The organism is Flavihumibacter rivuli, assembly GCF_018595685.2.
GTDB lineage: Bacteria > Bacteroidota > Bacteroidia > Chitinophagales > Chitinophagaceae > Flavihumibacter > Flavihumibacter rivuli.
Window position 1 is genome coordinate 1,448,525 of record NZ_CP092334.1, and the last position, 26,273, is coordinate 1,474,797.

General features: G+C 48.7%; 21 protein-coding genes. 10 read left to right on the plus strand and 11 right to left on the minus strand.

Features of this window, described 5'->3' with window-relative positions; translation table 11 throughout:
* Positions 1 to 210: 210 nt before the first annotated feature.
* Positions 211 to 1,341, minus strand: a complete 1,131-nt coding sequence (gene hppD / locus KJS94_RS06415; protein ID WP_214446485.1) for a 4-hydroxyphenylpyruvate dioxygenase — start codon at positions 1,339 to 1,341, stop codon at positions 211 to 213.
* A gap of 325 nt (positions 1,342 to 1,666) precedes the next feature.
* Here hppD and KJS94_RS06420 point away from each other — a divergent pair, with 325 nt between their 5' ends.
* The 5 genes from KJS94_RS06420 to purE all read left to right on the plus strand — a co-directional run bounded on the left by KJS94_RS06420 (position 1,667) and on the right by purE (position 9,143).
* Positions 1,667 to 2,788 (plus strand): 5-(carboxyamino)imidazole ribonucleotide synthase, encoded by a 1,122-nt coding sequence (locus KJS94_RS06420; RefSeq protein WP_214446486.1) that lies wholly within the window; start codon positions 1,667 to 1,669, stop codon positions 2,786 to 2,788.
* A 167-nt stretch (positions 2,789 to 2,955) separates the two neighbouring features.
* The gene (locus KJS94_RS06425; protein ID WP_239804313.1) at positions 2,956 to 4,032 is read left to right on the plus strand and encodes an efflux RND transporter periplasmic adaptor subunit; all 1,077 of its coding nucleotides are present in this window, start codon (positions 2,956 to 2,958) and stop codon (positions 4,030 to 4,032) included.
* A gap of 7 nt (positions 4,033 to 4,039) precedes the next feature.
* On the plus strand, positions 4,040 to 7,132 hold the full coding sequence (locus tag KJS94_RS06430; protein ID WP_214446487.1) for an efflux RND transporter permease subunit: 3,093 nt from the start codon (positions 4,040 to 4,042) through the stop codon (positions 7,130 to 7,132).
* Positions 7,133 to 7,142: 10 nt separating this feature from the next.
* Positions 7,143 to 8,462, plus strand: coding sequence for a TolC family protein (locus KJS94_RS06435; RefSeq protein WP_214446488.1), 1,320 nt, complete (start codon positions 7,143 to 7,145; stop codon positions 8,460 to 8,462).
* 135 nt (positions 8,463 to 8,597) lie between these two features.
* The gene (gene purE / locus KJS94_RS06440) at positions 8,598 to 9,143 is read left to right on the plus strand and encodes a 5-(carboxyamino)imidazole ribonucleotide mutase (protein WP_214446489.1); all 546 of its coding nucleotides are present in this window, start codon (positions 8,598 to 8,600) and stop codon (positions 9,141 to 9,143) included.
* A gap of 47 nt (positions 9,144 to 9,190) precedes the next feature.
* Here purE and bshC read toward each other — a convergent pair whose 3' ends face one another.
* Complete coding sequence (gene bshC, locus KJS94_RS06445) at positions 9,191 to 10,843, minus strand: bacillithiol biosynthesis cysteine-adding enzyme BshC (protein WP_239804314.1); 1,653 nt, start codon at positions 10,841 to 10,843, stop codon at positions 9,191 to 9,193.
* A 137-nt stretch (positions 10,844 to 10,980) separates the two neighbouring features.
* Positions 10,981 to 12,225 (minus strand): NAD(P)/FAD-dependent oxidoreductase, encoded by a 1,245-nt coding sequence (locus KJS94_RS06450; protein WP_214446490.1) that lies wholly within the window; start codon positions 12,223 to 12,225, stop codon positions 10,981 to 10,983.
* 259 nt (positions 12,226 to 12,484) lie between these two features.
* Between KJS94_RS06450 and KJS94_RS06455 the strand changes: the two genes are divergently transcribed.
* Positions 12,485 to 13,756 carry a sterol desaturase family protein gene (locus KJS94_RS06455; protein WP_214446491.1) on the plus strand — a complete coding sequence of 424 codons (1,272 nt, stop codon included), beginning with the start codon at positions 12,485 to 12,487 and terminating at the stop codon, positions 13,754 to 13,756.
* Positions 13,757 to 13,796: 40 nt separating this feature from the next.
* Here KJS94_RS06455 and KJS94_RS06460 read toward each other — a convergent pair whose 3' ends face one another.
* Positions 13,797 to 15,233, minus strand: a complete 1,437-nt coding sequence (locus KJS94_RS06460) for a glycoside hydrolase family 140 protein (RefSeq protein WP_214446492.1) — start codon at positions 15,231 to 15,233, stop codon at positions 13,797 to 13,799.
* A gap of 97 nt (positions 15,234 to 15,330) precedes the next feature.
* Here KJS94_RS06460 and KJS94_RS06465 point away from each other — a divergent pair, with 97 nt between their 5' ends.
* From KJS94_RS06465 to KJS94_RS06475, 3 genes are all read left to right on the plus strand, one after another.
* Positions 15,331 to 16,014: a DNA alkylation repair protein gene (locus tag KJS94_RS06465; protein WP_214446493.1), complete on the plus strand. Its 684-nt coding sequence runs from the start codon at positions 15,331 to 15,333 to the stop codon at positions 16,012 to 16,014.
* Between the two features lie 94 nt (positions 16,015 to 16,108).
* Positions 16,109 to 16,582, plus strand: a complete 474-nt coding sequence (locus tag KJS94_RS06470; RefSeq protein ID WP_214446494.1) for a (2Fe-2S)-binding protein — start codon at positions 16,109 to 16,111, stop codon at positions 16,580 to 16,582.
* Between the two features lie 13 nt (positions 16,583 to 16,595).
* Complete coding sequence (locus tag KJS94_RS06475) at positions 16,596 to 18,773, plus strand: xanthine dehydrogenase family protein molybdopterin-binding subunit (RefSeq protein ID WP_214446495.1); 2,178 nt, start codon at positions 16,596 to 16,598, stop codon at positions 18,771 to 18,773.
* 41 nt (positions 18,774 to 18,814) lie between these two features.
* Here KJS94_RS06475 and KJS94_RS06480 read toward each other — a convergent pair whose 3' ends face one another.
* The 3 genes from KJS94_RS06480 to rimO all read right to left on the minus strand — a co-directional run bounded on the left by KJS94_RS06480 (position 18,815) and on the right by rimO (position 23,723).
* Positions 18,815 to 19,234, minus strand: a complete 420-nt coding sequence (locus KJS94_RS06480; protein WP_214446496.1) for a c-type cytochrome — start codon at positions 19,232 to 19,234, stop codon at positions 18,815 to 18,817.
* Between the two features lie 205 nt (positions 19,235 to 19,439).
* Entirely contained in the window at positions 19,440 to 22,364 is a 2,925-nt protein-coding gene (locus KJS94_RS06485) for an FAD-binding and (Fe-S)-binding domain-containing protein (protein WP_214446497.1), read from the minus strand.
* 42 nt (positions 22,365 to 22,406) lie between these two features.
* Entirely contained in the window at positions 22,407 to 23,723 is a 1,317-nt protein-coding gene (rimO, locus tag KJS94_RS06490; RefSeq protein ID WP_214446498.1) for a 30S ribosomal protein S12 methylthiotransferase RimO, read from the minus strand.
* A gap of 186 nt (positions 23,724 to 23,909) precedes the next feature.
* On the opposite strand from rimO, the gene KJS94_RS06495 reads away from it, so the two are divergent.
* Positions 23,910 to 24,395, plus strand: a complete 486-nt coding sequence (locus tag KJS94_RS06495) for a hypothetical protein (RefSeq protein ID WP_214446499.1) — start codon at positions 23,910 to 23,912, stop codon at positions 24,393 to 24,395.
* A gap of 76 nt (positions 24,396 to 24,471) precedes the next feature.
* On the opposite strand, the gene ftsY is transcribed toward KJS94_RS06495, so the two are convergent.
* From ftsY to rpmB, 4 genes are all read right to left on the minus strand, one after another.
* Positions 24,472 to 25,437, minus strand: coding sequence for a signal recognition particle-docking protein FtsY (ftsY, locus tag KJS94_RS06500; protein ID WP_214446500.1), 966 nt, complete (start codon positions 25,435 to 25,437; stop codon positions 24,472 to 24,474).
* 126 nt (positions 25,438 to 25,563) lie between these two features.
* Entirely contained in the window at positions 25,564 to 25,737 is a 174-nt protein-coding gene (locus KJS94_RS06505; RefSeq protein WP_214446501.1) for a DUF4295 family protein, read from the minus strand.
* A gap of 42 nt (positions 25,738 to 25,779) precedes the next feature.
* Positions 25,780 to 25,962, minus strand: coding sequence for a 50S ribosomal protein L33 (gene rpmG / locus KJS94_RS06510; protein ID WP_214446502.1), 183 nt, complete (start codon positions 25,960 to 25,962; stop codon positions 25,780 to 25,782).
* Between the two features lie 51 nt (positions 25,963 to 26,013).
* Positions 26,014 to 26,250, minus strand: a complete 237-nt coding sequence (gene rpmB / locus KJS94_RS06515) for a 50S ribosomal protein L28 (protein ID WP_214446503.1) — start codon at positions 26,248 to 26,250, stop codon at positions 26,014 to 26,016.
* Positions 26,251 to 26,273: the final 23 nt, after the last annotated feature.

Sequence of the window (26,273 nt, forward strand, 5' to 3'; positions counted from 1 at the left end):
TCACTATAAAAATAATACAAAGCTTTGGTAAGAAGAAAGAATTGTCCCCATGGTTGGCTGTTAATCCCGATTTAACAAAAATGCTGATTGAAAATGAAGCAAGTAAGCCTTACCCTCCTAAAAAAAGTTGGTGGAACCGGCTATTAATGCCCATCTTCCACCAACTACCTTACAAAACAGGAAAGCCTTTTGGTAATAAGGAACTATCCATTACAAGTTACCGCGAACTTCCTGTTCCCTTTCTATAGCTTCAAACAAGGCTTTGAAATTTCCCTTTCCAAAACTCTTGGCTCCCTTACGCTGGATGATCTCGAAGAAAAGGGTTGGCCTGTCTTCAACCGGCTTGGTGAAGATCTGCAGCAGGTATCCTTCCTCATCACGGTCCACCAGGATTCCCAGTTCCTTCAGCGGTTCAATATCCTCATCGATCTTTCCTACCCTGTCCAACAGGTCGTCATAGTAGGTGGTGGGAACTTTCAGGAATTCCACTCCCCTGTCGCGAAGTGCTGTAACGGTTTCAACAATATTATTGGTAGCCAGTGCCACGTGCTGGCAACCTTCCCCATCATAGAATTCGAGGTATTCTTCCACCTGGCTCTTCTTCTTTCCTTCGGCTGGCTCATTGATCGGGAACTTCACATAACCATTACCGTTACTCATCACCTTGCTCATCAGGGCGGAGTATTCGGTAGAGATATCCTTGTCATCGAAGCTCAGGATATTCCTGAATCCCATCACTTCCTGGTAGAAGTCGACCCATTTGTTCATCTGGTTCCATCCTACATTACCCACACAATGGTCTACATACAGCAATCCGGTTGGGGTAGGGTTATAATGGCTCACCCATGGCTGGTAACCGGGAAGGAAGGCCCCGGTATAGTTCTTCCTTTCAATGAACAGGTGAACGGTATCACCATAGGTATGGATCCCGCTCATCACCAGCTCTCCATGGTTATCGGAGTACCTGGTAGGTTCCATATAGGAATGCCCTCCACGGGAAGTGGTTTCCTGCCAGGCCTTCCTAGCATCATCCACCCTAAGGGCCAAAACCTTCACCCCGTCACCATGTTTGTAGATATGGTCTGCTATCGGGTTATTCGCCCTCAAAGGGGTAGTGAACACAAAGGTCAGTTTGTTCTGCCGTACAGCATAGCTGGCACGGTCCTTTACCCCGGTTTCGGGGCCCGCATAGGCCAGGCTCTGGAATCCAAATGCTGTTTTATAGAAATGGGCGGCCTGCTTGGCGTTGCCTACATAGAACTCCACATAATCGGTTCCTTCTAGTGGAAGGAAATCTGTGGCAGCATGCTTTTTCAGTTCGTTGGCAATGATCGTTGACATGGTCAAAAAATGAATGGTTAAAATATGTTGCAAATCCCCATGACGGTTGTCTATAGGGTCTTAACAATTACAATAAAAATGGGAGGATCGGGACCTGGGGGACCCGGGAAAGAATGCATTAATGTCCCGCATCCATGGCGAGTGATTCCATCAGCAGGGCGTAGTTAAGACGCCTGTCTGCAAAAAGTTTATGGGGATAATCGGGAACCATGCCACAAAGATAGCAGGATTGGTGGAATTAGGAAGGGGCGGTAGAATGCCCGGTTGGGATTTACGGCTGTCAATTTCCTTTTCCCTGCCTATTTTTGCCGCTCAATCCCAGTGCATGAAAAAAGTTGGCATCTTAGGTGGCGGGCAGTTGGGCCGCATGTTATTACAGGAAGCAGCAAATTACCCGGTTGAGACATGGATCATGGAAAACGACCCGGAATGCTCGGCTGCACATTTGTGCCATCATTTTGTGAAGGGGGATATCAAGGACTTCGATGCCGTATACCAGTTCGGCAAGGGCCTTGATGCCATTACCATTGAAATCGAAGCAGTGAATGTTGATGCCCTCGAAAAGCTGGAGGCGGAAGGTGTAAAAGTGATCCCCAGCCCGGCATCACTGCGCATCATTAAAAATAAGATCAGGCAGAAAGCTTTTTACAAAGAGAACAATATCCCGACAGCGGATTTTGCCATCGTACAGAACAAACAAGAGATCGAGTCCTATCTTCAGTTCCTGCCGGCAGCCCAGAAACTGGGCGAAGGTGGTTATGATGGTAAAGGTGTTCAATTGCTTCATGGGCCAGACGAATTGGCGCTGGCCTTCGATGCGCCTTCCGTATTGGAGAAAAAAGTGGATATTGACAAGGAAGTGGCAGTGATCGTTGCCGTAAATGATAAAGGCGAAACAGCGCTCTACCCTCCTGTAGAGATGGTGTTCGACCCCTACCTCAACCTGCTCGATTACCAGATCGCCCCTGCTGATTTGCAGGAAAAGACCCTATGGCGGATCGAAGCCATTGCCCGTACCCTGGCCAAGGCCCTGAATTCACCCGGTCTGTTTGCGGTAGAATTATTCATCGACAAGAAAGGGGAAGTATTGGTGAATGAAACGGCACCCAGGGTTCACAACAGCGGCCACCATACCATTGAAGCACATTATTCCTCTCAATACGACATGCTTTGGAGGCTTTTGCTGGGCTATCCACTCGGCAATACTGCAGCCATCCTTCCATCCTCACTGGTCAACCTGATCGGCGAAAAAGATTTTAGTGGCGAGGTGGTATACCAGGGACTCGATGAAGTATTGGCCATGGAAGACACTTATGTCCACTTGTATGGTAAAAAACAAACCAAACCGGGTAGAAAAATGGGACATGTGACCATTATTGGAAAAGACCGTCATGACCTGGTCCGCAAAGCCCATCTGGTAAAGAGGACCCTGAAGGTTATTGCATAATTGATTTTCATCACCGATCCCCTCCATTCATACGCCAGGTTAGCCATTCATCTAGTTAATCAGGCGTTTCCGCATATTCATAGGTTTTTACCATAATCCTGAAAAACATAGCTGGTTTAAATCTGTTAATTTTACCATTGTTCCAACCTTAAACAAGCAGCATTCACATGCGATCAACTATTATAACCCGTACATTTTTATTTATGCTCTGTGGGACCATTGGCCTGGTATCCTGCAAGTCGAAAGAAGAAAAGAAGATTGCCCCGCCTTCAGGAGCTGGAGGCCCAGGTAAAGGCAATAATATGCCCATCAGGGTTGAAGGTTTCCTGGTACAACCCCGCACCGTTAGTGAAAAATTAGAGGTCCCAGGAAGCATCATCGCATTTGAAGCTACTGAACTCAGGCCGGAAGTGTCCGGCAGGGTAACGCAGATCAATATCAGGGAAGGCCAGTCTGTTGCAAAAGGTGCCCTTTTGGTAAAACTGTATGATGGTGACCTCCAGGCCCAATTACAAAAGCTGAAAGTGCAATTGGAGATCTATGAAAAGACTGCCCAGCGTCAGGCTGAACTCCTTAAGATCGATGGTATCAGTAAACAGGAGTATGACCTGAGCGTATTGCAGGTCAATAATATCAAGGCCGATATGGAATTGATCAAGACTTCCATCGCAAAAACAGAGATCAGGGCACCCTTCAACGGTCGCCTTGGCCTTCGCAATATCAGCATGGGAGCCTATGTTACCCCTGCTACGCTCATCACCAATATCCGCCAGGAAGACCAGTTGAAACTGGAATTCACTGTGCCGGAAAAGTACAGCAGCAAGATGGCTGCGGGAAAGAATGTTTCCTTTACCCTTGAAGGATTGAAGAACAGGATGTCCGCTAAAGTGATCGCTACGGAAGAAGCGGTAACGGAAGAAACCAGGAGCCTTAAGGTAAGGGCCGTGGTGCAAGGAAGGTCCCCCCAACTCATTCCGGGGGCATTTGCTAAAGTGGAAGTTGATTTCGGCCAGGACAATAATGCCCTGCTGATCCCGACCCAGGCAGTGATTCCACAGGCCAGGTTCAAGAAGGTAATAGTATACCGTGGGGGCATTGCCCAATTTGAAACCGTTACCACTGGCATCCGGGATTCAACCTTTGTCCAGATCACATCGGGCCTGAACGCCGGCGACACTATTGTGACCACCGGCCTGCTCTCCATTAAGCCCGAGTCAAAATTGCAAATCACCAAACTGAACTAAGCAGAAGATGAACATATCTGAACTGAGTTTAAGGCGCCCGGTATTAGCCATTGTAATGAACATTATCATCATAGTGTTCGGTGTGATCGGCTACAAGTTCCTGGGCGTCCGCGATTACCCTGCCATCGATCCCCCGATCGTCAACGTAAGGACCTCCTATCCCGGTGCCAATGCCGATATCATTGAATCGCAGATCACCGAGGTGTTGGAGAAATCGATCAATGGTATTGCGGGTGTAAAGAATATCAGTTCCCTGAGCAGCCAGGGAAACAGCAGCATCACAGTTGAATTCGACCTGAATATCGACCTGGAAGCCGCTGCCAATGATGTACGTGATAAGGTATCGCAGGCTGTTCGTTCACTGCCTTCTGACCTGGACGCCCCTCCGGTGGTATCCAAGGCAGATGCCAGTTCGGACTTTATCCTGTCGATGACCGTTCAGAGCAATACCCGCAACCAGTTGGAGATGACGGAGTATGCTACCAATAACCTGCTTGAACGCTTGCAGACCATCCCCGGTGTAAGTAGCATCCAGATATGGGGGGAAAAGAAATATGCCATGCGCATATGGTTCGATCCCGCCAAGCTCTCTGCCTATGGCCTTACCCCTGCAGATGTGCAGGCAGCCCTTCGGGCCCAGAATGTGGAATTACCCTCCGGAAAGATCTCCGGTAATGCAACCGAACTCTCCGTCCGGACCTTCGGTTTGCTGAATACAGAGGAAGACTTCAATAATATCATTGTAAAAACAGTGAATGGAGCCGATATCAGGCTCAAGGATGTGGGCGAGGCGGTATTAGGACCCGAGAACGAAGAATCCATACTCAAGGAAAGTGGCATCCCGATGATCGCCCTGGCCATCATTCCGCAGCCCGGCTCCAACTATGTGGCCATCAGCGATGAGTTTTACAAGCGCTATGAGCAGATCAAGAAAGAAGTACCTGATGATATCTCCCTGGATATTGCACTCGACCAAACCAAGTTCATCAAGCGTTCTATTACCGAGGTAGAAGAAACATTGATCATTTCCTTCATCCTGGTGGTACTGATCATTTACCTCTTCTTCCGCGACTGGATCATTGCGATCCGCCCATTAATAGATATCCCGGTTTCCCTGATTGGCGCCTTCTTCATCATGTACCTGTTCGGCTTTACGATCAACGTACTGACCCTGCTGGCGATCGTTTTGGCCACGGGCCTGGTGGTGGATGACGGTATCGTTGTGACAGAGAATATCTTCAAGAAAATGGAGCAGGGCATGGGTAAGTGGCAGGCTGCCAAGGAAGGCTCCAAAGAGATCTACTTCGCGGTAATCGCCACCTCTATCACCCTTGCGGTGGTATTCCTACCCATTGTGTTCCTGCAAGGCTTCGTAGGCCGCCTTTTCCGTGAATTCGGAATTGTTGTGGCCGGTGCGGTACTGATCTCGGCCTTTGTATCCCTTACCCTCACCCCGGTACTGAACGTAAAGCTGACCAGGAAGGTGCACAAACACTCCTGGTTCTACAATAAGACCGAACCCTTCTTCCGTGCTTTGGAGAACGGCTACCGCAGTTCGTTAACTGCGTTTATGCGTGTACGTTGGATCGCCCTCGTATTGATCGCAGTGTGTTTTGCCGTGATCTTTTTCATAGGGCGGCAGCTGCAATCCGAATTGGCGCCACTGGAAGACAGGAGCCAGTTCAGGCTTTCGATCACCGCTCCGGAAGGAACATCCTTCGATTACATGGATGCTTATATCGACAGGCTCGGGAAGATGGTAATGGATTCCACTCCGGAGAAAAAAGTAATGATCACCGTTACAGCCCCTGGCTTCACCGGTTCGGGTTCTGTAAATACGGGATTCCTGCGTATGTTGTTGGTTGACCCCGAAGAGAGGCAACGCAGCCAGCAGGAGATCGTTGACATGGTGAACCGGAACCTGCCGAAGTTCAATGAAGGAAGGGCATTCGCCATCCAGGAGCAGACCATTTCGGTTAACCGAAGGGGTGGTTTACCGGTGCAATTCGTCATCCAGAACGTAAACTTTGATAAACTCCGTGAAGTATTGCCCAAGTTCCTGGAGGAGGCCAATAAGAATCCAGTTTTCCAGGGGGTTGATGCAGACCTGAAGTTCAACAAGCCAGAATTAAGGGTGAATGTTGACCGTCTTAAGGCCAGCCAATTGGGCGTGAGCATTGAAGATGTCTCCTCTACCCTCCAACTGGCATTGAGTAACAGAAGGCTGGGTTATTTTACCAAGGATGGAAAGCAGTACCAGGTAATTGGACAGTTGGCCAGGAGCGATCGCGACGAACCTACTGACCTCAAATCAGTATATGTTCGCAGCAACCGCGGCGAGATCATTTCACTGGACAACCTGGTGACTTTTACAGAAGAAACCACCCCGCCTACCATCTACCACTTTAACCGATATAAGTCAGCGACCATTTCCGCAGGACTTGCACCGGGCAAGACCATTGGCGATGGTATCAAGGAGATGGAAAAGATCGCGGACAAATTACTGGATGATACCTTTACCACTTCATTGTCCGGAAACTCCCGCGACTTCGCGGAAAGTTCCAGCAATACCAGCTTTGCCTTCCTGTTGGCATTAGGACTTATCTTCCTGATCCTGGCAGCCCAGTTCGAGAGCTTTATTGATCCGCTCATTATCATGATCACGGTGCCCCTGGCCCTTGCCGGCGCCATCCTGTCGCTCTGGGCCTTCGACCAAACCCTTAATATCTTCTCACAGATCGGTATGATCATGCTTATCGGCCTGGTAACGAAGAACGGTATCCTGATCGTGGAATTTGCCAACCATAAACGGATGGAAGGAATGGGTAAATCAGCATCCGCCATTGATGCCGCTGTGATGCGCCTGCGCCCTATCCTGATGACCAGCCTGGCCATGTCACTGGGCGCCCTGCCATTGGCGCTTTCACTGGGTGCTGCTTCCACCAGCCGTATACCGCTGGGTATCGTGATCGTGGGTGGTATCATGTTCTCATTGGTGCTCACCCTTTACATCATCCCGGCCATGTATTCTTATTTGTCAACAAGCAAGAAAGCCAAAAGCGAACTGGACGAAGCTGTAACAGTACCAGTATCCGCTTAAACCAATCAATATGAGAACCATCAGAGGAATTATTATCATTAGCCTGGTCAGCCTGGCACAGGTGTCAAAAGCCCAGGAACTGCTGACCCTGGAACAAGCCATTGGAACAGCTTTACAGAATAACTATAATATCCGCCTGAGCAGGAACGACTCAGCTTCATTTGCTTTGGATAACAGCTATGCCTATGCGGGATTCCTTCCCAGGTTGAATGCCACTGTTACCAAGGTATGGAATGTGAACGCCCAGAAGCAGGAACTCGCCAATGGAACCAAGCGTGACACATCAGGATTGAAGTCCAACAATATCCAGGCATCCATCAACCTCAACTGGACCCTGTTCGATGGTTTGAGGATGTTTGCCACCAGGGATAAACTGGCAGAATTGGAACGTTTAGGTGGACTGGGGGTTAAGGAACAGGTGATCAACACTGTTGCCCTGGTAGTTGCCAACTATTATGGCATCGTGCGCCAAAAACAGCAACTCAAGGCCATCGTTGAACAGAAGAGCATCAGTGAGGAAAGGGTAAAACTTGCAGATAAAAAACTTTCAGTGGGATTAGGGGCCAAACCAGAGCTGTTGCAGGCGAAGGTTGACCTGAATGCCTTTATTGCTGCACAATACCAGCAAAATACCCTGATCGCGCAATTGAAAGAACAGCTTAACCAGTTGATGGGTGTTGAAAAGGAAGCCACCTATGAGGTGATGGATACTATTCCCATCAACCAGGACCTTACCCTTGATGAGGTAAGGAATAAGCTTGAACTGACCAACCCTACCCTGCTCATTACGCGCAAGAATATTGATATTGCCAAACTTACCCTCAAAGAGCGTAAAGGCGACAGGTGGCCGGTACTCAATTTCAACTCTGCCTATAACTTCAACAGACTGGTGAACAATACGGTGATCAACAACTTCACCCCCCTGTTCAACCGCAACCTAGGTTTCAACTACGGATTCAGCCTGAACGTACCGATCCTGAACTTCTTTAATGCCAAGCGCCTCCAGGAACAGGCAGAACTTGATATCAGGTTCCAGCAAATATTACTGGACAACCAACGCACCCAGATCAATACGCAGGTAAACAATGCATTCAAGGATTATGAATTGCAGAAACGCAACCTGGTGCTGGAAGAAGAGAATGTAAAACTGGCCCAGGAAAACGTAATGATCGCGCTGGAAAGGTTCAAGCAAGGTGTGTCTACCTTCATTGAATTGCGGGAAGCCCAATTCAGCCTTGCCGAAGCAACCAACAGGCTGATCGCCGCACGCTATAATTCCAAGCTGGCAGAAATTGAACTCATGCGCCTGAAGGGAGAAATTGTACGATAACACTCATTCACTATATCACACACATCATGACAGCACCGGTCCACGACCGGTGCTTTGTTTTTTATGTAGAAGGACGGATTCATAAAAATTCTGTTTTTTTGCAGGATTCTATCTCCCAGTTTAAAAGCAAACTACATGAGTACAGCAACAGGCAATACTGCAACTTCCGGACAGGCATTGGTAGGGATCATTATGGGGTCAGATTCAGACCTTCCCATTATGCAGGCTGCAGCAGATATGCTGAAGGAATTCGGGATCGCCTATGAACTCACAGTAGTTTCTGCACACCGCACGCCCCTAAGGATGGTGGAATATGCTACAAAGGCCAGGCAAAGGGGACTGAAGGTGATCATTGCCGGAGCCGGAGGGGCTGCCCACTTGCCGGGCATGGTGGCGTCCCTGACCCCATTACCGGTGATCGGCGTTCCGGTCAAGTCCTCCAATTCCATAGACGGCTGGGATTCTGTGCTTTCCATCTTGCAAATGCCTAATGGAATCCCGGTTGCCACCGTTGCCCTGAATGCTGCAAAAAATGCTGGCATCCTGGCTGCTTCCATAATCGGGGCATTCGATAGCAGCATTGGTGATGCAGTGGCCAATTACAAACAAAAACTGGAACAGGAAGTCCTGGCAAAAGTGGACAAACTGAAAATAGGAGGCCAGCCTAACCAATTCGATTAAGGTCAATTTCCGTTAAAGGAATAGTATTGCTTTTCGCTGTATCACGGTTACCCAATAACCATCACCTGGAACTCCTGCTCCAGTGAGAAGGAATGCTGGTAAACCGCATCGATGAAAGCATTGCCATATTTTGCATAATAGGGCATGAAATTCTCCACCCTTTCCTGGAGGTTGCCATTGGGGAAAAGCGCCTGCCTGATGGTCAGGATCTGCCTAGATTGGTCAGTGAACTTCCTTTTCTCTGCCCGGAGCAATTTCTTTTCCAACCCTTCCAACTGCTTAACCATTTTCGATTCCATGGCACCAACATGTGCATTAAGCGTGGCATCAATGGTTCCGGCGACCTTACGGAGATGATCATAGAAGGCCCTGGTATCCCTTATTTCATTGGTTAGGTGGACCTGCGCCGCACTGTCCCTCTTGACCATTTCATCCAGCAGGGATTGTTCATTACGGAAGAAGTCCTTCAGGTCAAAGCCCAGCTTAGTTATCTTCTCCACCCACTTCTGTTCCACCACCAGGAAGGAATTTCGCAGGACCTGCAAGGGGTAAGGCACCCCATAATGCAGAAAAAGGTCTTTCAACTCCAGCCAATAAGCCAGTTCTCCCCCACCGCCAACAAAGGCAATATTGGGAAGGATGGTTTCCTGGAATAGCCCCCTCAGGATCACGTTTGGACTGAAACGTTCAGGATGTTGTTCCAATTCATTGATCATTTCTTCCTCACTGAACCGGATCGGGGTATCTACCACTACAAAACCTGTTTCTGTCTTTTCGATCCGGTTACGGATATTATCCTCCAGATAGAAAAGGTTGATCTCCCTTGGATTGGCCTGAACCTTATAGCCGGCTGCTAATTTATCAATGGTGCCAGCCACTACATTGGATGGTGTATGGTTGAATAAGTCTTCCCTGAACACCTGCTTCATCTGTGCTTTTAAAGCCGGATGGTCTGCTATCAAAACAACCAGCCCGAACCTTGCGAAAAGCTTATGTAATAGCTTAAAAGTTGCCGTCTGGATATCAGGACTTTCCAGGTAGGACTCTTTCAGTAGGGTAACCAGCTCCTTGCCAAATGGCTGCACGCTCAATTCCCCTTCGATCCTGTGGATGAGTTTCTCCAGTCCTTTGGTTGCCATCCTGCCAACAGCACCGGTCTGGTTGGTTTCCCAAACCAGTTTGTCGCCACTCAGGAACACCTTACCCAGTTCATCCAGATCGGCATCCTCGCTTCCCATATAGTACAAAGGGACAAATTGCTTGTCCGGGAATATTGAATTGAAATGAGCAGCCAGCTTAATCGCATGCAGGACCTTATAAATGAAATAGAGATACCCTGTAAAGATATTAGGCTGATGTGCGGTTACAACAGTGAATGTATTGGGCAGGAGCAAGGCCCGGATATTGGCAGCAACTTTAGGATCCGCTACTACCTGGGTATATTGTTCCTCCAATACCCTTACCAGGGTAGCGCGATCTGTCAGGAACTGCTCACGGGAATGTATAGCCGACGCAACACCTTCCAGGTTAACTGGGTGTTCATAGAATGCCTGTAAGCCAGGAGACGCTTCAACATAATCGGTCACAATCGTATTGAAACAATTCGTTTGCCCGTAGGTCAGGCAACTACAATGGGTTTCAAGGTCCTTCGCATCCCCGGTCATAGTACTAGTATTTGCTGCGGCTGTTTCCTGTGCCATAATTTCTTGGATTAAATCGACATACAGGGATTCCCAAACCTGTCTATTATCCCTACCCTGTTTAACAATTATTCAGGTTTAAAGTTATGAAACCCTCCTCCCTACAAAAACCTAAAAATGAAGACCGGTTCAGGGATTTAGTTGTATCTCTCGGGATCAAATGGCCGAAGGTCAATGGATGTGGCTTGTTCATTGGCCAATTCCGCCACCAGTTTTCCGGTACCGGCACCAAGGCTAAGGCCAATCATCGCGTGACCAGTGGCCATAATAAGGTTGTCCACCTTCCTGCTCCTGCCAACATAGGGAAGCCCATCTGCAGAACAGGGCCTGTACCCATACCAAACCTGGCCGATGGGAGGAAGGGGTATATCGAACTCCGGCAGGTACCTTTTTACGGCATCCAATATCCCTTTTACCCGGTTGATCCTTGGGGGTTCCTTGGTGGAAGTGATCTCCATGGTCCCGCCAAACCTTATCTTGTTTCCGTCCATTGGCGTTATGGCTACCCTTCCTTCCATCAGGATAGCTGGATGATTAAGTCGGTAGGCCGTATCTTCCATCGTGATCGAATAGCCCCTGCCACCAACCAATGGTAACGAAATATTCAATGAGGCGGCAAGTTCCCTGCTCCAGGCGCCACTGGCCAGCACCACGATATCTGCATGATGCCCACCTTTTGCAGTTACCACCCTGGTGATCCTGCTCCCCTGCCGTTCAAAACCTTTTACCGCTTCATTTGACAACAGTTCTACCCCCATGGACCTTAGCTTTGACAACAAGGAGTGCATCATCCGTGCCGGATACATATGGGCATCGCACTTGAAGAACAAAGCGCCTTTCACATTGACCCTGGTATGGGGTTCCATGGCCTGCACTTGCCCTGCAGTCAATATTTCGGCCTCCAGTCCAAGTTTCACTGCATCCTCACAAAAATGATGGGCATGGTCTTCCTTCTCTGCAGTCTGGAAATACTCTAATATCCCTTTGTGTTCATAGGCCATTTCAATACCCTGTGATTTCCAGTCAACATAACATTGCTGGCTCAGTAAACCGAAATCACGGAGAGGGATAGCCGCAGCTTTAACCCGCTCAGGGGTAGCCGCTTTCATGAACTTGAATCCCCAGTCTATCAAAGGCCAGCTTAAACGGGGTTGAACATAGAATGGGCTTTCTGGATTCAGCATCCATTTCAGTCCCTGCTTCACTATCCCGGGTGTGGCCAGGGGAACAAAATGGGAAGGGCTAACATAACCGGCATTGCCATAACTACAGTTGTTCTGCATATCATCCTTATCCACCACCACTACCTCCCAGCCACTTTGCCTGAGGTAGAGGGCTGCACTTAAGCCTACAATCCCGCCGCCGATCACGATCGCTTTCATGAATACTTTTGATTTTTGGAGTGGACGCAATATACTCAATAAGGCTTAGCCCAAAAGGCAGGCAGGAAACCAAAATGGAAACAGGATAAAGAAGCATCCATTTTATTCTTTATCGAATCATTCGAATACCTGTCAAAACCCAAGACCATCTAGTCCTGCTACTGCCTTGATCATGGTCAAAGAATAGTTTCAGAACCCTTCCAATTTACCGTCCGGTGGGTTAAAAATGTATATTTAACCATCAATTGTTGCACGCCATATGGAAACCTACGGTAAGATTCTGTTGATTGCCATGCCAGCCTTCCTGGCACTGGTCCTGCTTGAAAAATGGTATGGGTGGAGAAAGGGATTCGACACTGTCCGCACCATGGACATGATCTCCAGCCTTAGCTCGGGCATCACCAATGTTACCAAGGATGTACTTGGCCTGAGTATTGCCATCATCAGTTATGGATGGCTGGTGAAGCATTTGGCCATTATGCAGGTGCCATCCGGCCCGCTAACCTATTTCGTTGCTTTCTTGGCACTTGATTTTGCAGGTTACTGGACACACCGCATCGCGCATGAATACAATTTGTTCTGGAACAACCATATCATCCACCATAGCAGTGAGGAGTTCAACCTGGCCTGTGCGCTCAGGCAAAGCATTTCCCAGATCGTCAAGATCTTTGCCGTTTTCCTGGTTCCGGCAGCTATATTGGGTGTGCCGGAAAAAGTGATCGCCATTGTGGCCCCCTTGCATTTGTTCGCACAATTCTGGTACCATACCCGGCACATCAACAGGATGGGTTTCCTGGAAAAGATCATCGTAACCCCATCGCACCATCGGGTACACCATGCCATTAACCCACAATATCTCGACAAGAACTATTCACAGATCTTTATATTCTGGGATAAACTCTTCGGCACCTACCAGGAAGAGCTTCCGGATGTTCCGCCCGTTTATGGAATTACCCGTCCAGTCGCCACCTGGAACCCGATCAAGATCAATTTCCAACATCTCTGGTTATTGATCAGGGATGCCTGGCGCACCAGGAATATTAAGGATAAGTTCCGCATCTGGTTGATGCCCACTGGTTGGCGGCCCGCAGATGTTGCCGAAAAATACCCTGTTTTCAAGATCAATGATGTTTACCATTTTGAAAAATACGATCCCAAGGCTTCCCCGGCCTTACAAGCCTGGAGCTGGATACAGATCGGCCTCTGCCTGCTTTTCATCAGCTATCTTTTCGGGAATATTGCCACTATCGGCACTCCCCTAATGTTCTATTACGGGGCTTATGTTTTCCTGATGGTATATGCTTATACTGAACTGATGGACCGTAGTCCATACGCCTGGGTCTGGGAGACCTTAAAGAATTGTTTTGGCCTTTACCTGTTGATGCAACAAGGTGACTGGTTCGGGGCTTCTGCACTCATTCCTTTCATTAAGCCAATGCTGGTAGCGTACTTTATTGGTTCTACCCTCGTAGTGCTGTGGTTTGTAAAGGAAAACGCCAGGGAAGACAAAGCATCCCTGGCGCAAGCATGATCATGGGTGTGTAGCGTATAATTGAGTATTCTTTTGGACCTTACTCCTTTGCATCATAATCCATGAACTTTTTCCGGCCGGGAGGCGGGTAATGGAAATCCGGATCATCCAGTACCAGCACCCAATCCTGTCCGACCCCGGTAACAGGCGGTGTGAAGGTCATGGTATCATTGCGATAACTAGACCTTGCACTGCGCATCATTCCTGACTTAGGATCGTACCACCAGGCCATTACATTGGAATTTTTCATGAACCGCATATCCACTTTAATGGTGGTGCCCACCGGCATATAGATCATGGCATAGCTATTGTCCTGTCCACGGAAGGGGGTGATCAACCTGCCACCACTTCCCTGCCCTTCCACTATCATCAGGGGGTCATACACCCTGCCCACAAAAGGCCTGCTTTCGATCAGGTTCCTCAGGTAACCCATCTGGAAGGCGCCAGGACGATCCATGGCCTCCTGGTAGGGCCTGTCAACATGGTTAATAGGCACCTGGCGGGTATCATAGAATTGCCAAACCGCATGATGGCCATAGGTTACCCCGCAAGCCCCTGCAAAGACAGATCGATAGGTTTGCTTGCGCACATCATAATCATCGAAATAACCATTCTTGGGATCCCATTTTGGCCATGGATTTACCGGGTGGTCTTCGTAGTTAGGCTCCAGGTCTATGGTTGGCTTGGGAGAAGGCATTTTATAGTCGCGGCGAACCCAATCCCAAACCGGCACATCGTGACCGCCACCATGACCGCTTTGTATGGAATTCATGTTCAGCCAGGCTTCTTCATGGATCATCTGGGAAGTGCTTTTTTCGCCTCCCCAGGTATGGTAGGTAATGAACGCATTGTATCCCGATCCTTCCTGGATACCCCTGGCCATTTCCCTCCAGATTGGTCGCCAATCTTCATTATCCTTCATCGGGGGCCTGTCGCCACCTAACACCCAAAGGATATTGGTATGGTGGCGATAGCGGGTTCCCAACCATTTTCCGTACGTATAGGCCTTCTTCTTGTCGAATACCACCGGGCCGAGTCCCCAATTGGGGGTCACTTTATCCCCCCAGGTAGGTAATAAGGCCATATACATTTCCTTCTCTGCTGCGTATTGGACAGTAGCATCAATGAGTTCAAAATACCTTTCATTGGGTTTATCCGGATCGAGGTCCTTGAAAGGAACAACTGAATATCGGTTCATCTTTCGCAGGCCATCATGCTCCGTAAGCACTACTGCCTGGATCACGTTAAAACCTTTCTGCTGCCTGTTCTTGATGTATTCCTTTATCTCCTCAAAAGTGAGGCGGTGGAACAGTTCCCAACCGGTATCCCCTAACCAGAAGAAAGGCTGGCCATTTTCTTTTACCAGGCTATGGGCATCAGCTCCCACCCTGATCCTGGATAATCGACCGGATTGTGCGTGACTGTTGATGGCAGTAAAGGCAACTGCCAGATAGAGAAAGAAGCGGTTTAGTTTCATCAGTATAGGATTTATCAGGGTTTCTGCAGGAAAGTTAAAACAATCCCACTAGTCACCGAAGATACAAAAAGGTTAATTTGCCCATTCAAGGAATACCATGCCTGCAACAAAAAAGCTATTGGCGGAACTGAACAAGGAGATGAGGTCGCATGCCCATCCCGGGCAGGCAAAGGCAATGGCGGCTTACATGAAGGATCATTTCCCCTTCCTTGGGATCAAGCAACCGACCAGGAAAGAAATTTCCAAACCATTTATCAAGGCTTCCCGGGAATGGGAAGGAATGCAGGTCATTGAACTGGCCAGGTCGCTTTGGGGCATGCCGGAAAGGGAGTTCCATTATGTCGCCATGGATTTGCTCGAAGCCAACAGAAAAAAATGGGATACGCAGTTCTTCGATTGCTTCCTTTACCTGGCTGGAAAAAACCAGTGGTGGGATTCGATAGACACTATCGCATCCAGGTTGATCGGAAAATACCTTTATAGCCATCCTGGTAAGAAACTGGTGCGTCAATGGACAGCAAGTGAGGATATCTGGATGAACAGGATCGCCCTGCTCTATCAACTTAACTATAAAGAGAAGACAGATACCAAAACATTGTTCACTACTATCCTTAAGGTTAAGCATAAAAAGGATTTCTTTATCCAGAAGGCTGTCGGCTGGAGCCTCCGGCAATTGTACAGGACAGATCCGGGGACTGTGAAAACCTTTCTGGAATCAGTTGAACTATCCCCTCTGGCAAAGAGGGAAGCATTGAAGCACGACATGGCATTTGGCCAGTAATCCAACCTTTCATCAAAGAACATCGACCAGCCATCAAGTTCCACCCATTTACCCTGTTTTTGTCGTAAATTCCCTGTCTAGAAATCATTTGCCTATGCCTTCTTATCAACTATCCATCAATGGCAAGAAATACCAGGTGGAAGCAGAACCCAATATGCCATTATTATGGGTGATCCGCGACCTGGTGCAACTGACCGGGACAAAGTTTGGTTGCGGTATTGCCCAATGTGGAGCTTGCACGGTACACCTGAATGGTAACCCTATACGCTCCTGCTCAACACCAGTCTCTGCGGTGGCCAACAAGCCCATCACCACCATCGAAGGATTGAGTTCCGACAACTCCCATCCGGTGCAACAGGCATGGATAGCAGAACAGGTGCCGCAATGTGGCTATTGCCAGAGCGGGCAGATCATGGCAGCCACTGCATTATTGAGTAAAAAGCCCAATCCAACCGATGCAGATATTGATGCTGCCATGCAGGGACATATCTGCCGTTGCGGAACCTACCCAAGGATCAGGAAAGCCATTAAAACCGCTGCTGCAATGATGGCGGAAAACACCAAATAAAAAATAAGGATCAATGGAAAAAGCTAACAAACAGTTATCCCGCAGGAACTTCCTGAGGCTAAGCAGCCTTACCGGTGCATCACTGACCATCGGTTTTTATTTTCCGGCTGTTGCGAAAGATGCCGCCACCATCCTTACAGCAGATGGCGCCCTTGAGAAAGGTATTGAATTAACGGCATGGATTTCCATTGACAAGAAAGGCCTGGTGACCCTGCTCAGCCATCGTGCTGAAATGGGACAGGGTGCCTTCCAGGCGGTGCCGCAGATGATCGCAGAAGAACTGGAAGTTGACCTCAATAAGGTAAGGATAGAATTCGCACCCGGCGACCAGGGTAAATATGGCAGCCAGATCACCGGCGGTAGTTCCTCTGTCCGTAATGGCTACAAGATGCTGCTCAAAACCGGGGCTACAGCAAGGGAAATGCTGGTTGCCGCTGCAGCAGCAAAATGGCAGGCCAGTGCAGCAGATTGCTATGCAGAAGACGGCCATGTCATCCATCGCCCCAGTGGAAAGAAACTGAACTATGGTGAGTTGGTGGAAGATGCGGCCAAACTTACACCACCATCCAATGTAAAGCTCAAGGAGCGTAAGCAATATAAAGTTATCGGCAAGGCTTTGGCCAGGCAGGACAATCCAGTTAAGGTGAACGGCAAGGCAGAATTTGGCATTGACAAGCGGGTTCCCGGCATGCTCTTCGCTTCGGTAGAACGCAGCCCCAAGTTCCATGGCAAGGTGAAAAGCTTTGATGACAGGGCAGCACGTGCGGTGAAAGGGGTTAAGGATGTATTCAAGGTAGAAATGCCTGTATTCTCCTTTACCCGTGAAGGCATTGCCGTGGTGGCAGAATCTACCTGGGCTGCCATGCAGGCAAGAAAGCTCCTTAAAATAGAATGGGACAACTCAGCATTCGAACACCTTGATACAACGACCTTGTATAACCGAATGAAGGAGGACCTGAACAAACCAGGCAATGCCCAGCGCGCACTGGGAAATGCTGCCGCAGCCATTGCGAAGGCAGACAAGAAAGTAGAAGCTGTGTACGAAACTCCCTACGAATCACATAGCGCCATGGAACCGCTCAACTGTACCGCCTGGTTCCAGGATGATAAGGTTGAGGTTTGGGGTCCCATCCAGGCTCCCGACTGGATCCAGTCTGACCTGTCGACCAGGCTGAATATGCCGGCCGAGAAGGTGAGGGTGAATATGACCTTCCTGGGTGGTGGTTTTGGCCGTAAGGCATTTACAGACTATACCTACGAAGCTGTTGCCATTTCAAAGGTGATAAAGGCGCCTGTTCAGGTGGTATGGACCAGGGAGGATGATATGACCCAGGGGCCGTTCCGCCCGGGAATCGTTTACGGCTGCAGTGCAGGCCTGGACAAGGGTGGGCATATCAGGGGATTCAATATCAAGCTGGCAGGCCAGAACATGGACCTCCAGAACTCTCCCAATCCTGATAAGACAGATTACAACCGCAGTACAACGGAAGGGCTTGTAGAAAAATATCTGGAGACCATTCCCCATTATCATTTTTCCGATATACCTACCACCTCACCTATTCCGGTAATGTGGTGGAGGTCGGTTTATTCCTCTACCAATGTATTCGCTTTCGAAAGCTTTATGGATGAACTGGCACAAACTGTTGGCAAGGACCCCATCCAGTTCAGGATGGAACACTTGCCCTGGGAGGAAGAGCGGGTAAAGACCCTGCTGAATACGCTTAAGGAAAAGACAGGCTGGGATAAGCGTGGTAAGAACGAAGGCTGGGGTATGGCCGTATCTGATTGCTTCGCAAGTTTAACAGCACAGGCCGTAAAGGTTTCCAGGAGGGAAGATGGAGGGGTAAAGATCGACAAGGTGATCACCGTGATCGATTGTGGCTGGTATGTGAACCCCGATATCATCAGGGCTCAGGTAGAAGGTGCTATTGTCATGGGACTTGGCGCAGCTGTAACCCACGAAACAACTTTCAGGGATGGCCAGGCAGTGGAGACCAACTTCCATCAGTACCGCATGCCCAGGATCAATGAGATGCCCGTTTTGGAGACCCATATCATGGAGAACGACGAGAAACCCGGTGGTGTTGGGGAACCAGGATTACCCGGTGTGGCACCTGCACTTTGCAATGCCATCTTCGACCTAACAGGGAAGCGTATCCGAAAACTTCCCTTCAAACTGAATGAGGTATAAATTTTAAAACCCCTACCTGGCCAGGTAGGGGTTTTAAAATTTTATTCAACAGTATGTTTTCTTCTCTCCTTCACTTCTTCCGGCTTGATGGCCGATTTCCATTTATTGCCCCAGGAATTGGAGATATAGTTGACTACATCAGCGATCTCTGTATCCGATAAATAGGACTGTTCCGGCATCATCACACTATATTTCTTCCCATTCACCATAATCTCTTCATTCTGTCCACGCAGAATGATATCTACTGCCTTTTTAGGATTCTTCATCAGGTAATCTGACTTGGCCAGTGGCGGATTCAGTCCTTCCACCCCTTCACCGTTCTCAAGGTGGCAGCTCTGGCAATTATTGGCATAGACTTCCTTGCCCCGCTTGATGCTTTGGGTCTTGGGATCGGCCTGGGATTGTGCTGTCCAAACAGCTATGGCCAATACAGCAACAAATAGTGTCCGGATGATCTTCATGTCAGGTATTTTACAGTAAGTTACAAAATTATCGCTTACCATTCCCAGGGCATGCCATCCCTTTCCCTATAGACTATTCGCCTATAAAAGTATGTTCTTGCTATTCATGCTCCGCCAGGATTGGGCATAACTACATTAAAAAAATGCCCTCCCTGACTAAAAGGGAAGGCATATTCAATTAAACTATTCCTTCAAGGAAGAATCATTATTTATTGACCAGCGCTTCGTACAACACCTCTACCGGGTGCAAGGCCTTCTTTCCTGTACCGTCCTTGATCTGGTGGCGGCAACTGGTTCCGGGCGCTGCAATGATCACTTCTTCCGGCTGCCTGCGTACAGTTGGGAACAACACCAACTCCCCGATCTTCATCGACAGGTCATAGTGTTCCGCTTCGTAACCAAAGGATCCGGCCATACCGCAACACCCTGATGGGATGGTTGTCACATTGTAATTCTCAGGGAAGGAAAGCAGGGTTACCGATGGCGCTACTGATGACATGGCCTTCTGCTGGCAATGACCATGCAACTGGATGGAACGCTTCTCCCTGGTGAAGAGGTCCTTACTGATCTTCCCTTCAGCCATCTCCTTCGCCAGGAATTCATCTACCATGAAAGACCGTTTTGCCAGCCGCCTAGCCGCTTCGAGAAGGTCATCGCTGGCCAGGTCAACATATTCATCCCTGAAGGTCAGGATAGCTGAAGGCTCAACGCCTAACAGGGGTGACTCATCTGTAATGATATCCTTCAACAGTGCAATATTCTTATTGGCGATCTGCTGCGCATCCCTGAGCAACCCCTTTGACAGCCAGGCACGACCACTTTCCTCATGCTTCGGGATCACCACCTCATAACCCAGTTTCTCCAAAAGCATCACTGCTTTGCTGCCGATCTCCGCGTCATTGAAGTTGGTGAACTCATCGCAGAACAGGTATACTTTCCTTCCACTCCCGGGTGCAGCATTCTTGCGCCTGTAATTGGCAAACCATTTTTCAAGGGTTGTGGGCGATAAGGTTGGCATGGACCTTTCCGGGGCAAAGCCAACGGTTTTTTTCACCATCCTGCTGATCACCGGGTTGGTCATCATAAAATTATACATACCCGGGGCGATGGCACCCAATTTTGCCGAACGGCTGAAACCCGCGATCAGCCTGGATCTAATGGGAACGCCATTGGCATCATAATAATGCTGCAGGAACTCTGCCTTCAGTTTGGCCATATCCACATTACTCGGGCATTCGCTCTTACAACCCTTACAACTCAGGCAGAGATCCATCACTTCATAGATCTCCTTATGGTCAAAACGGTTCAGTTTGTCGGAATGTGTCAGGAACTCACGAAGGATATTGGCCCTTGCACGGGTAGTATCCTTTTCATTACGGGTAGCCATATATGAAGGACACATGGTGCCCCCCGACAAATGTGTTTTGCGGCAATCACCCGATCCATTGCATTGCTCTGCATGCTGGAGGATATCCTGGTTATGAAAACGAAAGACCGTTTTGAAGGCTGGCGTTTGCTGGCCAGGGGTATACCGCAACATGGTGTTCATGGGCGGCGTATCAACGATCTTGTTGGGGTTGAAGATATGATGGGGGTCCCAGGCATTCTTGACCTGCTTCAGCAACTGGTAATTCTTCTCTCCCACCATCTGCCTGATGAATTCACCCCTCAGCCTGCCATCACCATGCTCACCACTCAAAGACCCCTGGTATTTCTTGACCAGGGTGGCGATCTCTTCCGCTATCACCCTGAACAGGCGATTGCCTTCTTCTGTCTTCAAGTTGATGATGGGCCTGAGGTGTAACTCTCCTGAGCCGGCATGGGCATAATGTACGGAGTACAATCCATGCTTCTGCAGTATCTCATTGAAATCCCTGATATAGGCAGGCAGGTCCCGCACATCAACTGCAGTATCTTCAATAACAGGTACGGCCTTTTCATCACCGGGAAGGTTGCCAAGCAAACCCAGGCCGGCCTTTCTCAGGGTCCATATCTTCTTGGTATCTGGGCCAAACAATAAGGGGAAATGATAACCCAAGCCTTCCTCCCGCATTTCAGCCTCCACCATTTTGGCGATCGACTCGATCTCTTCCCTGCTTTCACGGGTAAACTCCACCACCAGGATGGCACCCGGATCGCCCTGTACAAAGAAGCGGTTCTTCCGTTGTTCAATATTGTCCTTGGTACATTCAAGGATATAGTGGTCGATCAGTTCACTTGCACTGGGGCCATACTTCAACGCAATGAGGTTGGCACGCAGGGATTCGTCGATGGTATTGAAATGAACGCAAAGCAAACCCACTTCCTTTGGAGGAAGGGGAACTACGTTCAGTTTGATCTCAGTTATGAAGGCCAGTGTTCCTTCGGAACCGGCGATCAGTGAACAGAAATTGAAATCTGGCCCACCTGCTGTGAATGGCGCCATCTCGATCAACAGGTCAACTGCATAACCAGTATTCCTTCTTTCTATGCTGGGCTTGGGAAACTCGCGCCTGATCTCTGCCTGGGTTTCGTAATTGCCCAGGAGGCTCCTGACTGTACGGTAAATATTGGCTTCGAGGGTATCCCCTTCGCATTTGGCATGGAAACTATCCAGGTCAACGGCTCCGAAGGTGGCTTCAGAACCATCACTCAATAAAGCTTTCACTTCGAGCAGGTGCTCCCTTGTACTCCTGTACACGACAGAGTTGGACCCACAGGAATTATTACCCACCATCCCGCCGATCATAGCGCGATTGGCTGTGGAGGTCTCAGGCCCGAAATACAACCCGTGAGGCTTGAGGAACATATTCAGTTCGTCACGGATCACACCAGGCTGCACCCTCACCCATTTTTCCTCCGTATTCAATTCGAGTATCCCGGTGAAGTGCTTGGACACATCCACTACAATACCATCCCCTACCACCTGTCCTGCCAGCGAAGTGCCCGCAGTCCTGGGGATCAGTGAGGTTTTATGCTCAAGTGCAAAGGCAATTAACTTCTTAATATCTGCTGTTGTGCGGGGAATGGCAACGGCCAGTGGCATCTCCCTGTATGCAGAGGCATCCGTCGCATATAGGGTCCTAATGGTGGTATCAAAAAATAAATCACCCTCGAGGGTATCGGCCAGTTGCTGCAACAGTTCCTTCATGTTGGTGGACGTTATGGTCTAATGATCCGGTGAGCAGTAAAATTAACTGTTTTTGACCACTTCGCCTTCCAGGTCATAGTCATAGGCCTTAGTGATCTTAACGTTCACAAACTCTCCTACTTTCAATTTATCTGCAGTGTTGATCACGACTTCGTTGTCCACTTCAACACTATCGAATTCGGTTCGGCCAAGGTAACGGCCTGCTTCTTTCTTATCTACGATCACCTTAAAGGTCTTGCCGATCTTCTCCTGGTTCTTTTCGTAAGAGATCTCCTGCTGGAGTTCCATGATCTCCTGGGCCCTTGCTTCCTTCTCCGCCTGGGGAATATTGTCTTCCAGGTCATAGGCAGAAGTGTTCTCTTCATGCGAATAGGAGAAGATACCCACCCTGTCGAAGCGCATCCGCTGCAGGAAGTCTTTCAGCTCTTCTACATCATCCCTTGTTTCACCAGGGAAACCAGCGATCAATGTTGTTCTCAGGCAAATACCCGGCACTTTCTCCCGCGCGGCTGCAACCAGGTCCTCCATTTCCTCCCTGGTGATCTGGCGCTTCATGGCCTTCAGCATATTATTGGAAGCATGCTGGAGCGGCATGTCGAGGTAATTACAGATATTAGGCCTTTCCCGCATCACATCCAGGATATCGAGGGGGAATTTGGAAGGATAGGCATAATGCAACCTGATCCATTCCAGGCCTTTCACATCGGCCAACCTGTTCATCAGTTCAGCCAACTGGCGCTTCTTATAAAGGTCAAGTCCATAATAGGTCAACTCCTGGGCAATCAGCATCACTTCCTTCACGCCCTTCTGCACCAGTCCTTCTGCTTCACGAACCAGGTCATCAATGGGCCTGCTCACGTGTCCACCACGCATCAGGGGGATAGCGCAAAAAGAACAGGTACGGTTGCAGCCTTCCGATATCTTCATGTAGGCATAATGCTTCGGTGTGGCCAGCATTCTTTCGCCCAGCAACTCTGCTTTATAATCGGCCTGCAGTTCCTTCAGGATCAGGGGTAATTCCATGGTACCAAACCATGCGTCCACTTCAGGGATCTCTTTCTCCAAATCATCTCGGTAACGCTGGCTCAGGCAGCCGGTAACATATACCTTGTCCAACCTGCCTTTTTGTTTCAGGGCAACCTGGTCAAGGATGGTATTAATGGATTCTTCCTTGGCCTTATCGATAAAACCACAGGTATTCACCACCACAATATTGTGATCGAGTTTGGCATTCTCATGTACCACCGCAATATCATTGGCTTGCAACTGGCCACTGAGGACCTCACTGTCCACCATATTCTTGCTGCACCCCAGGGTAATGATATTGACCTTATTTTCCTTTAGTGTTCTTGCTTTCATGGCCTAAAAATGAGGGTGCAAAGGTACGGCATTCTGCCCTCTGAAACTGAAACCTCCTCACCTTCGCCATTCCCGGGATATTGAATTGTCCCAAAGCTTCCTGTAACCCAGTGATTTTGAAAGAATTATTCTGAAAATCAACTGTTTGGCACAGTTTTTAGGGGATGGAGGCAAAATCTTCATAGTATGAAAAGATCGATGATGGCGCTGGCCCTGATCCTGAGTGTGGCGCTAACCCTTGAAACCAAAGCCCAATCCCTGGGATCTGATTACCGTACTGCACTTGGTGTGAAATTCTATCCCGGCGGTATTACAGTTAAACATTTCATCAAAGACAACGCAGCCCTGGAAGGAATTGCTTATTTCTGGAACCACGGTTTCCGTTTCACAGGTCTCTATGAATTCCATGGGGATATCAACGGTGCCCCCGGGTTGAAATGGTATGTTGGTCCTGGTGCACATATGGGTTTTTACAACAAGGATTGGAATAGAAACGACCATTATTATGAGGATGGTGACTTTTCATTTGGACTGGATGGTGTATTAGGTTTGGATTACAAGATCAAGGGAGCACCGCTCAACCTGAGCCTTGACGTACAACCCTACCTGGAATTGGCCAACGGGACCTATATGGATGCCTGGGGCGGATTTGCCATCAGGTTTACTTTCTAATATTGAACTGAAAGGAAAAATAAAAGCGCCGTTTTGGCGCTTTTATTTTTTATGCATCTTCCTGCCTGAAGCAACCTCACTTGCTCTCGAGGCTGAACAAACTATCCACAAATTCGTGCTTATCGAACACCAAAAGGTCTTCCATCTTCTCACCTACCCCAATGAACTTCACAGGGATCTTGAATTGGTTGGCTATGGCCAATACCACGCCACCCTTTGCCGTACCATCAAGCTTGGTGATGGCCAGCGCACTTACCTCAGTTGCCGCTGTAAAGTGTTTCGCTTGTTCCAATGCGTTCTGGCCGGTAGAGCCATCCAACACCAATAACACTTCATGGGGGGCATTGGGAATAACCTTCTGAACCACCCTCCTGATCTTGCTGAGTTCATCCATCAGGTGCGCCTTGTTGTGCAAACGACCTGCAGTATCGATGATGATCACATCTGCGCCCCTTGCCACACCACTTTGAACGGTATCAAAAGCAACAGCTGCAGGGTCTGATCCCATATCCTGCTTGACAATGGGAACGCCCACCCTTTCGCTCCAGATGGTCAGCTGGTCAACAGCCGCTGCCCTGAAGGTATCGGCAGCACCCAGTAAAACATCCTTACCAGCCTTCTTGAAATTATAGGCCAGCTTGCCAATGGTGGTGGTCTTACCCACACCATTCACGCCTACTACCAGGATCACATAGGGTTTGGCCGGTAATTCGCTGGTAAAGGCATAAGTATTGGATTCAGGGGCATCCACCAATACCCCTTCGATCTCCTCCTGCAACAGGCGGTTCAGTTCACCTGAGCTAAGGTATTTATCGCGGGCTACCCGCTTTTCAATGCGTTCAATGATCTGTACGGTGGTTTCAATACCCACATCCGCACTGACCAAAGCTTCTTCCAGGTCATCCAATAATTCATCGTCCACAGTGCTCTTTCCTGCAACTGCCTTGGTGATCTTGGTCAGGAAACTTTCCTTGGTCTTTTGCAGACCCTGGTCAAGTGATTCCTTTTCTTTCTTTCCAAAAAGTTTGTCGAAAAAACCCATGTATTAGCCGGTGATTAACAGGTTATGCAATGACGGAAAACTATCCGCTCCGTTCGAATGGCCAAAAATACAAAAAGCTGTTCCGGAATTCACAGAACAGCTTACTGAGTACTTACCATTACCCAATTATTTTTCGGACAAATAATCCTTGATCTTGTCTTTGTGCACGATAGCTTCCTTGAAGGTGTAAGCACCTGTCTTGGGGCTGCGTACAGCCTTGATCACTTTGGTCCAGTTCTTAGCTTCTGCGGCTGCCTTCTGGTCCTTGGTCTTGATCGCCGTTTTTGCTGCTTTTGCCATTGTATAACAAATTAGTTAGTTAGTAAATCAGGTTAACGCGCCTTACTTGATCTCCTTGTGAACAGTTACCTTCTTCAGGATGGGATTGAACTTCTTCAACTCCAGGCGCTCCGGAGTGTTCTTCTTGTTCTTGGTGGTAATGTAACGGCTTGTACCTGGCTGACCGCTGGTCTTGTGCTCAGTACATTCCAGAATCACCTGAACTCTGTTACCTTTCTTTGCCATTGTTAAATCTTTTTATTGTTTGCTCCCGTTTAGGCGGGACTGAAGGGTAATTTAGATTTTGTCTCCTTTAGCACGCAGCTCTTTCACTACAGCATACAGACCTCTCTTGTTGATGGTCCTCAGACCTTCAGCAGAAATCTTCAAAGTAATCCACTTGTCCTCTTCGGCCAGGTAGAATTTCTTTGTAAGCAAGTTCGGAAGGAACCTGCGCTTGGTCTTAATATTGGAGTGTGATACGTGGTGACCAGTGATCGGCGTTTTACCCGTAACCTGACATACTCTTGCCATGACTGTCAAAATTTAGGACGGCA

Excerpts from the sequence above, each read along its gene's own strand:
- ftsY (WP_214446500.1), bottom strand. The coding sequence starts at position 25,437 with ATGGGTTTTTTCGACAAACTTTTTGGAAAGAAAGAAAAGGAATCACTT.
- KJS94_RS06420 (WP_214446486.1), top strand. The coding sequence starts at position 1,667 with ATGAAAAAAGTTGGCATCTTAGGTGGCGGGCAGTTGGGCCGCATGTTA.
- KJS94_RS06470 (WP_214446494.1), top strand. The coding sequence starts at position 16,109 with ATGCCTTCTTATCAACTATCCATCAATGGCAAGAAATACCAGGTGGAA.
- KJS94_RS06435 (WP_214446488.1), top strand. The coding sequence starts at position 7,143 with ATGAGAACCATCAGAGGAATTATTATCATTAGCCTGGTCAGCCTGGCA.
- KJS94_RS06480 (WP_214446496.1), bottom strand. The coding sequence starts at position 19,234 with ATGAAGATCATCCGGACACTATTTGTTGCTGTATTGGCCATAGCTGTT.
- KJS94_RS06475 (WP_214446495.1), top strand. The coding sequence starts at position 16,596 with ATGGAAAAAGCTAACAAACAGTTATCCCGCAGGAACTTCCTGAGGCTA.
- rpmG (WP_214446502.1), bottom strand. The coding sequence starts at position 25,962 with ATGGCAAAGAAAGGTAACAGAGTTCAGGTGATTCTGGAATGTACTGAG.
- rpmB (WP_214446503.1), bottom strand. The coding sequence starts at position 26,250 with ATGGCAAGAGTATGTCAGGTTACGGGTAAAACGCCGATCACTGGTCAC.
- KJS94_RS06460 (WP_214446492.1), bottom strand. The coding sequence starts at position 15,233 with ATGAAACTAAACCGCTTCTTTCTCTATCTGGCAGTTGCCTTTACTGCC.
- KJS94_RS06450 (WP_214446490.1), bottom strand. The coding sequence starts at position 12,225 with ATGAAAGCGATCGTGATCGGCGGCGGGATTGTAGGCTTAAGTGCAGCC.
- KJS94_RS06495 (WP_214446499.1), top strand. The coding sequence starts at position 23,910 with ATGAAAAGATCGATGATGGCGCTGGCCCTGATCCTGAGTGTGGCGCTA.
- hppD (WP_214446485.1), bottom strand. The coding sequence starts at position 1,341 with ATGTCAACGATCATTGCCAACGAACTGAAAAAGCATGCTGCCACAGAT.
- KJS94_RS06455 (WP_214446491.1), top strand. The coding sequence starts at position 12,485 with ATGGAAACCTACGGTAAGATTCTGTTGATTGCCATGCCAGCCTTCCTG.
- bshC (WP_239804314.1), bottom strand. The coding sequence starts at position 10,843 with ATGGCACAGGAAACAGCCGCAGCAAATACTAGTACTATGACCGGGGAT.
- KJS94_RS06485 (WP_214446497.1), bottom strand. The coding sequence starts at position 22,364 with ATGAAGGAACTGTTGCAGCAACTGGCCGATACCCTCGAGGGTGATTTA.
- KJS94_RS06425 (WP_239804313.1), top strand. The coding sequence starts at position 2,956 with ATGCGATCAACTATTATAACCCGTACATTTTTATTTATGCTCTGTGGG.
- KJS94_RS06465 (WP_214446493.1), top strand. The coding sequence starts at position 15,331 with ATGCCTGCAACAAAAAAGCTATTGGCGGAACTGAACAAGGAGATGAGG.
- KJS94_RS06505 (WP_214446501.1), bottom strand. The coding sequence starts at position 25,737 with ATGGCAAAAGCAGCAAAAACGGCGATCAAGACCAAGGACCAGAAGGCA.
- KJS94_RS06430 (WP_214446487.1), top strand. The coding sequence starts at position 4,040 with ATGAACATATCTGAACTGAGTTTAAGGCGCCCGGTATTAGCCATTGTA.
- rimO (WP_214446498.1), bottom strand. The coding sequence starts at position 23,723 with ATGAAAGCAAGAACACTAAAGGAAAATAAGGTCAATATCATTACCCTG.
- purE (WP_214446489.1), top strand. The coding sequence starts at position 8,598 with ATGAGTACAGCAACAGGCAATACTGCAACTTCCGGACAGGCATTGGTA.